This window comes from Candidatus Nanoarchaeia archaeon (genome assembly GCA_035290625.1).
Taxonomy (GTDB): domain Archaea; phylum Nanobdellota; class Nanobdellia; order Woesearchaeales; family DATDTY01; genus DATDTY01.
This window is the reverse complement of record DATDTY010000050.1, coordinates 1-8,374: the sequence shown is the minus strand read 5'-3', so window position 1 is coordinate 8,374 and position 8,374 is coordinate 1. Positions and strand designations below refer to the sequence as shown.

The 8,374-nt window shown below is 45.1% G+C and carries 8 protein-coding genes and 1 pseudogene; 4 read left to right on the top strand and 5 right to left on the bottom strand.

The features are described from left to right. Nucleotides 1-352: 352 nt before the first annotated feature. A complete protein-coding gene (locus VJB08_04550; protein HLD43227.1) occupies nt 353-1,195 on the bottom strand; it encodes a hypothetical protein in 843 nt (280 codons plus the stop codon). A gap of 333 nt (nt 1,196-1,528) precedes the next feature. Continuing rightward, nucleotides 1,529-2,302, bottom strand: coding sequence for a phosphoribosylformimino-5-aminoimidazole carboxamide ribotide isomerase (gene hisA / locus VJB08_04545; protein HLD43226.1), 774 nt, complete (start codon nt 2,300-2,302; stop codon nt 1,529-1,531). A gap of 110 nt (nt 2,303-2,412) precedes the next feature. On the opposite strand from hisA, the gene VJB08_04540 reads away from it, so the two are divergent. The 4 genes and pseudogenes from VJB08_04540 to VJB08_04525 all read left to right on the top strand — a co-directional run bounded on the left by VJB08_04540 (nt 2,413) and on the right by VJB08_04525 (nt 3,809). Further along, complete coding sequence (locus tag VJB08_04540) at nt 2,413-2,655, top strand: hypothetical protein (protein HLD43225.1); 243 nt, start codon at nt 2,413-2,415, stop codon at nt 2,653-2,655. 1 nt (nt 2,656) lies between these two features. Further along, a complete protein-coding gene (locus tag VJB08_04535) occupies nt 2,657-2,965 on the top strand; it encodes an AbrB/MazE/SpoVT family DNA-binding domain-containing protein (protein HLD43224.1) in 309 nt (102 codons plus the stop codon). A gap of 341 nt (nt 2,966-3,306) precedes the next feature. After that, nucleotides 3,307-3,594 carry a 50S ribosomal protein L34e gene (locus tag VJB08_04530; protein HLD43223.1) on the top strand — a complete coding sequence of 96 codons (288 nt, stop codon included), beginning with the start codon at nt 3,307-3,309 and terminating at the stop codon, nt 3,592-3,594. Then, nucleotides 3,585-3,809: pseudogene (locus VJB08_04525) on the top strand (50S ribosomal protein L14e). The gene VJB08_04530 and the pseudogene VJB08_04525 overlap by 10 nt, the downstream one beginning before the upstream one ends. Before the next feature lie 106 nt (nt 3,810-3,915). Here the strand turns inward: VJB08_04525 and pheT are convergent. The 3 genes from pheT to VJB08_04510 all read right to left on the bottom strand — a co-directional run bounded on the left by pheT (nt 3,916) and on the right by VJB08_04510 (nt 8,129). Beyond that, on the bottom strand, nt 3,916-5,580 hold the full coding sequence (pheT, locus tag VJB08_04520) for a phenylalanine--tRNA ligase subunit beta (GenBank protein ID HLD43222.1): 1,665 nt from the start codon (nt 5,578-5,580) through the stop codon (nt 3,916-3,918). A gap of 1 nt (nt 5,581) precedes the next feature. Then, on the bottom strand, nt 5,582-7,090 hold the full coding sequence (locus tag VJB08_04515; GenBank protein ID HLD43221.1) for a phenylalanine--tRNA ligase subunit alpha: 1,509 nt from the start codon (nt 7,088-7,090) through the stop codon (nt 5,582-5,584). A gap of 109 nt (nt 7,091-7,199) precedes the next feature. Continuing rightward, nucleotides 7,200-8,129, bottom strand: a complete 930-nt coding sequence (locus VJB08_04510) for a hypothetical protein (protein ID HLD43220.1) — start codon at nt 8,127-8,129, stop codon at nt 7,200-7,202. Nucleotides 8,130-8,374: the final 245 nt, after the last annotated feature.

The window sequence follows — 8,374 nt, the reverse complement described above, 5'->3', positions numbered from 1 at the left end:
TTTGCGTCATGGATAACAATGTTTGCTAAAAATAAAATTCAAAAAACTTAGATTTAACCCCCAACTCCTGTTAAAGCTATGCGGCGACGAAAAAACTTCTGCGGTTTGCTTCACAAATCCTCGACAACGTTGCACTTTCGCTTTCAGCTCAGGGCGTAGAACAGGAATTATCTACAATTTTTTGGAGTTCCTGATAAATTCATTATTTATGCAGTCGGCGGTGATGAAGATGGCTTCGGACGGCTTCGCTCCGCTCAGCCTACTCGGCACCCCGAAGGGGGCAACCCCCGCTGCGCTCTCGCCTTCGGCTCGGGGTAGATAACAGCAATTAGTTTCAATTGTGAAGAAAAAATTATTGTTTATATGCTTTTCTATAAACTTCTTTTATTCTTCCTTCAATAGCAGGTCTTACAGATGGAGCAACATCCTCGCCCAAACAAGCTAGAATATCTTCAAGTGGAAGCTGTCCAACAATTCCTGTTTCCTGTGGAGCATGTGGAACTTCATTTTCGGGCGCGTCGCCTTCGGCGATGACACGACGTACCCCACGCAGGGCGTCCCGATTGTCTACGTCACGATCAAGGGCATTGAAATGGGAATTGCTGCCGAAACCATTCAGCCACGAAGCCCGCCCAACGAATTTTTTATCATTACTTCTTAAAGTACCTTGCACATAATCAGGCATTAATACTAAAACATAGGGAGTTTTTCCTGCTTCTGCAAACATCTCCATGTTTAGGCCAAAATTTTCCTCATCGGGACCATAGATACGTTGAGCAGCTTTTCTTTGCTCAGAATTTAACTTCTTTACTGCTTTAGGATCAACCACAAAGTGACCATATTGATCATTATCTTTCACAAGTTTTAATCCTTTTAGATTAACAACAACACTGTCTTTATGCTCTAAAGAAGTTTGAGCAGCTTCGGTATCGGGAAAATAGTCTCCTTGTACTGTTAGTTGCCTATATGCTCCGTCAATATTTTCTAAGACTAAATTTTGTGGTTCACGAGTAATAACCCATAAATGCTTTCTTTTTTGAACAGTATATAATTCTCCATCAGCAGTATAAAACCATTGATTTCTTAATCCATGATTGGTTCTTCGCTCAGTAGTAAGCTGGTCAACATGCTGAAATGTGCCTGGCTCTAATCCTTTGTAAGCCAATAAATTTCCTGTAACGTTTTCTAATGTCATTTTAAGAGCTAAAATAAACACTTATTTATAAAGCTTTCGCTATTTATCACTGTAAAGTAGTCTTTGTAAGAAACGCCCCGCCTTGGAATGCGAAAAACAAGATAGGAACTCCCCCTGATCCTTATTCTTGTAGTATCGCTAAAGCTCTTTTTATGGAATAGAACTCCCCCAGTCCTTCGGACAGTATGTCTCGGCTACGCCTCGGATTGATTGGAACTTAAACACAACTCTGCGGACGCAGTTTTCCCACACTTGCGTATGGGAAACGAACTTAACAAGAATTAGTTTCAAGATTACTCGGGGGCAAAACAATTTATTTTGGGCAAAAGAAAACTACTCTGGTTTCCAATCAACAACTTCCCTGTAAGTTAATGATTTTCCACCAAAAATATCTAGAGCACTACCTACTGTAAAATCTAATTTACCATTGCCAAGACGCTGCGTTGATTTAAGATCATCTAAGGATCGAATTCCTCCAGCATAAGTCATAGTAGTATTAACATCTTGTCTACTTGCCCATAATCCTAATCTTCGTACAAGGCCTGTTTGAATTCCATTACATTGGCCTTCAACATCAGCTCCATGAATGAGAAATTCATCACAATAACTAGCTAATTGGCCAAGATGCTCAGGAGTTACTTCAAAATCTGTAAAATTTTGCCATCTATCTGTCACAACTAAATATGTTCCATCTCTTTCCCTACAACTCAAATCTAGAACTAATCTGTTAGTTCCAACAACGCTAACTAATTTGTCGAGATTCTCAAAATTAATCTTACCATCTTTAAAAACATAAGAGGTTACAATAACATGGCTTGTTCCTTGTTCTAAAAAATATTCTGCATTTTCAGGTTTGATTCCTCCGCCAATCTGTAATCCTTGAGGATATGCTCTTAATGCTTTTAACGCTTCTTCTTCATTCCCAGGTCCAAGCATAATCACATGCCCACCTATTAATCGATCTTTTTTATACATTTCTGCAAAATAAGCAGCATCTTTGCCGGCAACAAAATTTTCAATTAAACCCAGAGAATCATCTCTTAAAGTCCCACCCACAATTTGTTTGACTTGTCCTTTATGAATATCAATGCATGGTCTGAATTTCATATATAACCGAAATAATATTTACTTTATAATAGTTACGTTTTCTTTTTCCCCTTAACTAACATTCATAAAACCACAAGATTTATATACATGTATATCCAAGTATCTACATCATGGAAGATATTTACTTTCAAGGTAAACCTATTGTCATCAAAGTCCATGCTGTTAAAAGAGCAAGGGAAAGAGAAATTGCTTTTCCAGACCAAGTTTACGATGTTTTGCAAACAGGAAAAGTAAAAAGATTTGGAAAGCATGGAATAAAATTTGTCAAAAAGAGCAAAGAAGGCTCAATAATCTGTGTTGGCGAAGATTTAGGTCATTGTATAATAATCAAAACAATAGAACGAGGTGATTAAAATGAAATGCCCAGTATGTCAGAAAGGAAAAATGGAAAAGAAAAAAGATGTTATGGAGCAGGATGGAATAGAATTTGAAACTTATAAATGCTTGGAATGTGGAGAAGAAATTATGAATATGAAACAATTAAAAGTATTGGCAGGCAAATATAGAAAATTAAGGCATGCAAAAGATATAACATTTTCTAAATGGGGAAATAGTATTGCTGTTAGAATTCCAAGCGACATTGCAGATGAATACAATATTTCTGCTGGAAAACATGGAACATTAACGAAAGACAAAGAAGGAATCAAAATAATTCCAATGTAATAAAACTACTCCTTGCCCTTTCTGTTTTCCTAGATTGATCACTTTGTTCGCTTTAACGGAGAGAATTCCCTAAAAACCTCTTGAAATTATGACATTGTAATAATCGAGCCATATAGCTCTTCTGCAGAAACTCCTTCTGTTGCGGCAGTTGCTGAGCAAGCGCATACAAGAAATATGCCGGTGATGGTGTTTTCAGTAGCAGCAGAACAAGCTTGCGCTGGCTTAAAACCAGGACATCCAGTTTTATCTGATTATGGTTTATACATGGGCATTAAATACGAACGCTGAGTTACGCCCATGATAAAGCAACCTTTTTAAACCCATCCCTACCCCCAACCAGCATGGTCAGAGGCAGTCTTCGGTCCAGGACATACAGGCGTATCCATGTACGGGTTCCCAAAGGGAGAGTCATACAGTACAAGAAGAGAAAGCCGAAGCAGCATAGATGTGCTGGCTGCGGCGATGCTCTAAAGGGGATGCCGAGGGCGAGCCCGGCAGAGCTCAGGAGCATGGCAAAGACTCAGAAAAGGCCCGAGCGCCCTTTTGGAGGCGTGCTGTGCAGCAGATGCACAAGGCAGCGTATCACGGTAAAGGCTCGCAGTATGGAGTTCAAAGGTGCATCACAATGATGGAAGTTGGAAGATTGTGCCTGAAGACTGCAGGAAGGGATGCTGGAAAGAGGTGTGTTGTCATTGACACCATTGACAAGAATCATGTTCTGGTAGATGGGGAAACACGGAGAAGAAAATGCAATATACTTCATCTCGAGCCCATTGATAAGGTGATAGAAATCAGCCAGAAGGCAGACCACGAAGCTGTCGTTGAGGCATTGAAGAAGATAGGCATTGAAGCCGCGGTAAAAAAATCTCTGAAAGAGGAGACGCCAAAACCGAAGAAGGCCAGGAAGAAAGCTGAGCCAAAGGATAAAGCTGCGTCCAAGTGAGATAGACTTATTTCCTATTTCTGAAGCTGAACAGGCTAGAGAGATCGAGCTCAAAGCCGATGCAGGGAACACCGATAGCAAATGCTTCCAGGACTTCGGGATGGATTTCTCCAAAATAGCCTATCCTCTTTTTAAGAACGACCTCAGCGCATCTTCCAGGTATAAAGGAAGGGTGGTCAAAAGGAGCCGGGGTGATTGTTGCTCCGAGAGCCCGGAAGAATGCCTCAAGGATCTGCTTCATGTGGGTGTAGTTTGCCTTATCATGCAGCAGCACTGCTGCAAGATGCTCAGGATCAGGCCCATTCGACGCAGAAGGCTGGCTGATGCTGGTGATAGGCCCTTCCTCAAAGACGGATTGTGGGTATCCCTGATGCTTGTTTTTTGATGCAAATTCAAGCAATTGGGGGAGGAGTGAGTTCCGAACAGCTGAGTAGGTTTCTGACATTGGGTTCTTCAGCTGAACGAGATCCTTCGCAGGAAGCCGCATGGAATCTGACATAACAAGAGGATTTGTGAGTAGAGGGCTCTGCACCTCTTGAAAGCCAAATCCGATCATGAGATCCCTGCAGACATCAATAAAAGCGACGAGCTGATGCACGAGAGGTTGTGTATACGAAGACAATGGAATGCCCTCAAGCTTCTCATAGCCATAACCGATCGCAATATCCTCAATGACGTCTCTTGGGTGGAGGATATCCTTGCGGTACAAAGGCGGAGTGGCAGTCATTCCCTGCACTCCATAGCCAAAGCGTTCAAGGATGGTCTTGATTTGACTCTCTTGCAGAGCCACGCCAAGCAGGGATGCAACATCATCTTTTGAAATCCGCAAAGACTTGCGTTCGATGTGCGGAGTCTGGACTATCCGGGATCCAGCCCGCACGCTGATGCTGGAGAGAGAAAACCCCCGGTCAGCAAGGCCAAATGCAAAGATGATGAGGCTCAGCTGGACAGCCCCATAATCAGTTCCGGTTGCTTCTACCAGAATCTTGGTGTCTCCTGGCTGAACCCTGCCAGTAGTATTGGAATTGATGATAGGCGGAAAGCTCAGCACCTCCTGCATGGAATCTATAAGGAGGGGGTAACTGCTGTGCTTTTGCACCAGATGCCCGTACTCCTTGCCTTTTGGGTGCTCATGGAGTATGCGGCGCAAGGTCATTGATTCATTGAAATCAAGAGGGATAAATGAGACAGAATCCGGATCTGCTGCCTTGTAAGTAACAGGGAAAGTGATCGCATCGCACTTGTAGATGCCCAGAGAAACCTTGCGGCGCTGCCTGCCATAGGTCTCTGCAAGCTTCTCCTGAAGGCTGATAAGCTGCTGGAGCGTCTGCTCATCAATGGCCGCTCCCTCTGCAACAAAAGCTCCGATATGAGGCCTGATGCTCTCAATGGAAGGGTCTACGATGATACTATGCCTGCTCTTCAAAAAACGTGGGATCTGCAGGCCGGTCTGCTTGCCAAGAATCCCGCGAAAGAGCCTGCTAACACCCTCTGCTGACCAGAGATACGGCATATTCGTGTCCTGGAACTCAAGCTTGAGCTCGTCGCTTTTCTCATCATAGCTTGCGAGCTCTCCTTTCCCATATTCCAGAAGGCGCTCAATCTCCTTCAGGGAAAACCTCTTTCCCGATAAGGCCTCGAGATCCTTCTTAATCAGGGTGATAGTTGGCATGTTAGTAAAAGGCGTTGCTGTTTCTTAAAGCCCCAAGATCTGAGCTGAACAGATCACGGATATCCTTGATCCCAAGCTTGAACATCCCGATGCGGTCTATCCCGATCCCCCAAGCCAGGACACTGATGTCCTTGCCTGTAAGGGGCTTTACAACTTCAGGCCGGAGGATCCCTGCCCCCCCAAGTTCTATCCAGCCAAGCTTCGGATGCCGCGCATAAAGCTCAAGTGAAGGCTCGGTGAACGGAAAATAGCCCGGCTTGATCTTAATGGTTGAAGTATCTGCAAATTTCTCTGCAAAGAGTTTCAGCAGCCATTTGAGATGTCTAAGATTAAGCCCTTCATCAACAACAATCCCTTCAGTCTGGAAAAAATCCACATTGTGGGTTGCATCAATGATATCAGGCCTGAAACAGCGCACAATGGCAAAATACTTTCCCGGAATCTGGAGTTCTTTGCTTGCCAGCATCCTGGCAGAGCATGCGGTTCCCTGGGTCCTGAGGATCGTGCGTTGCGTCTGCTCCAGAGCAAAAGAGTACTGCCATCCCAATGATCCGGTGTTGAATCCATCCTCGTGGCTGCTCCTGACCTTTGCAAGGACAGAGGGGTTGATCTTCATGGTTCTTGGCTCCTGCACATAGTAAGCCGAATGGATGTCCCTCGCGCTATGGTCTTGCGGCATAAACAAGGCATCCATATCCCAGAACTCTGCCTCGACAAGCGGGCCAAACATCTCGGTAAAGCCAAGGCTTTGAAACTGCCTCCTGACATAGTCAAGGAAGCTCCTATAGGGCTGCTTTTTTCCAGGATAGATGCGGGGCACAGGAGCCACAACGTCATATCTCCGAAAACGCTTGTCTTTCCACTGTTTCTTCTGCAGGATAACAGAGTCCAGGGCTTCGATGAGCTGGCTTTCGCCCATCCGTTCTGCAGCCTGCTTTCCGAGAGAGGTGAGATGCGCCTTGACGTTCTTTTCAAGCGTCATACGCACAATCTGGTTGCGCTTCTGGAGTTCTTTCAGGATCTCACGCTCGTCTGTGCTTAGCTCAGAAATCGATGCAGGAAGCTTTGCAAGCAAAAGATCAGAAGGCGCCTTGCCAGGCTGGCTATCTTTAATCCTTGCCACAGAGCCTTTCTCAACTGAAATGCAGCCTTCTGTCTTGAGCAGGCCGACAGACACTGCAACCTCTTGCTGTGTCAGACCTGAAAGCTTTGGAAGGTCCTGGATAGCATGGGTGTTCTTCAGGGATGCGAGCAGCCGGTACTCAGGAAGACCAAGCTTCTTGTACGTTTCTCCAAGGCCGTCAAGCCTGGCAACTTCTTTGGCAACAATTGATAGATTGACAATCTTCTTACGAGCAAGCCACTGGAAGGCCCGCATGACCTCGATTTCAGCAAGGCCACTTGCCCGGACAACAGATGCAAGGTCGGGGTCCTTCAGAAGATGGGGAAGAACTCTGCGCTCAAGAGGATGGAGTGTTTCAAGGAGTTCGGGTATCTGTTGAGAGGCCATGGTTAGTCTGATAGGCAGTTCGATAAAGAAGAGCTAATACCTATAAAAAGATATTGAAAATGGGTGAATAGAAAATAGAAAAGAAAATAATATTGAAAAATAAAAGAGGTTACTGGTTTATGATCCTGACCTGCTCATGCGTGATGAGCCGGTAGTCATAATCAAGCGTCAATCCAAGCTGGCGTGTGTAGAGCGCGTTTTCCGGCAATGGAGTGATTGTCCTGCAGCGAATCTGCGCTTTTCCATTGGCGTCAAATCTTGCAGAATCTGATCTGCCCCTCGATGTGCACTGCCAGATCGAAGCTTCTGCGGCAGGATCAACTGCAAACCCGAACTCGTTGTACCTGCTGTCAAATGCACGGCCATGGACAGCTGATTCTCCTCCTCCGACGTTCTCAACCTCAAATTCAACTGCAATCAGGCCAGTTCCTGCCCTGCTCTCCTCCGCCCGCTTGACCTGGATAGGAGCTCCAGAGGAGAAGACATCCTTGACCTCGTCAACATCACAGACACTCTCATCCTGCAGGTCTTCCTTGAAGCATACCTTTGGCACAAGTGCAAAGGTTTTATAGCGTGTGGTATACCTGGTAAAAATGCTCAAATCCCTGAAGCTTGCATCCCCGAGCTGCCTCTGGTCAACCATTCCATTTCCTTCTGTGAATGCTAGCCTTGTCTCCCCTCCTTCAGTGTTGAATTCAGAAACCTTTTCTATTGCCTCAGTGTTCGAAAGCCGGATTGCCGGAAGCCCTGAAAAATCACTCTGGAAGATGCCGAGCAGATCTACAGCTGCCTCTCCTGGCTGCACTTCATATTCTCCCTTATTCTTCAGGGTGACCTCGACAGGAATTGGCTCGCCTTCAAAAATCTCCTCTGTGTTGGTTTGGTCGTTAAAGATTCCAAGGTCCCCGATTTCCAGGACTAATCCCTGAGAACCGCCCTGATAGGGAGAATTAGGGACAGTGACTCCTCCTTGCGGTGTCGTACAGGCTGCAAGTCCTAGAGCTATCACAACAAAGAATAATAGGTAAGAGACTCTCATGGGCAATCCTCCTCGCTTGATGATGTTTTTTTACAAGGCCAATACAAATATATGTGCCTTTTGGATACCGCCCCTTTCAGAGTATTTAAAGTTTTTGATTTACGGGCTCGATTGCAAGTTCCATCTTAACCCCTCACCAACATATTATGCGTAAAGCACTTCATATAGAAGTGCCTTGCCTGCATGCCGACGGACTTCCCCCGTAAGGTTTCTCCCATGCCTCGTTTGAGCATGCTATTCGCAGT

What these genes read in the sequence shown, in the direction of transcription:
- VJB08_04550 (HLD43227.1), bottom strand. Translation starts at nt 1,195, where the DNA reads ATGACATTAGAAAACGTTACAGGAAATTTATTGGCTTACAAAGGATTA.
- hisA (HLD43226.1), bottom strand. Translation starts at nt 2,302, where the DNA reads ATGAAATTCAGACCATGCATTGATATTCATAAAGGACAAGTCAAACAA.
- VJB08_04540 (HLD43225.1), top strand. Translation starts at nt 2,413, where the DNA reads ATGGAAGATATTTACTTTCAAGGTAAACCTATTGTCATCAAAGTCCAT.
- VJB08_04535 (HLD43224.1), top strand. Translation starts at nt 2,657, where the DNA reads ATGAAATGCCCAGTATGTCAGAAAGGAAAAATGGAAAAGAAAAAAGAT.
- VJB08_04530 (HLD43223.1), top strand. Translation starts at nt 3,307, where the DNA reads ATGGTCAGAGGCAGTCTTCGGTCCAGGACATACAGGCGTATCCATGTA.
- pheT (HLD43222.1), bottom strand. Translation starts at nt 5,580, where the DNA reads ATGCCAACTATCACCCTGATTAAGAAGGATCTCGAGGCCTTATCGGGA.
- VJB08_04515 (HLD43221.1), bottom strand. Translation starts at nt 7,090, where the DNA reads ATGGCCTCTCAACAGATACCCGAACTCCTTGAAACACTCCATCCTCTT.
- VJB08_04510 (HLD43220.1), bottom strand. Translation starts at nt 8,129, where the DNA reads ATGAGAGTCTCTTACCTATTATTCTTTGTTGTGATAGCTCTAGGACTT.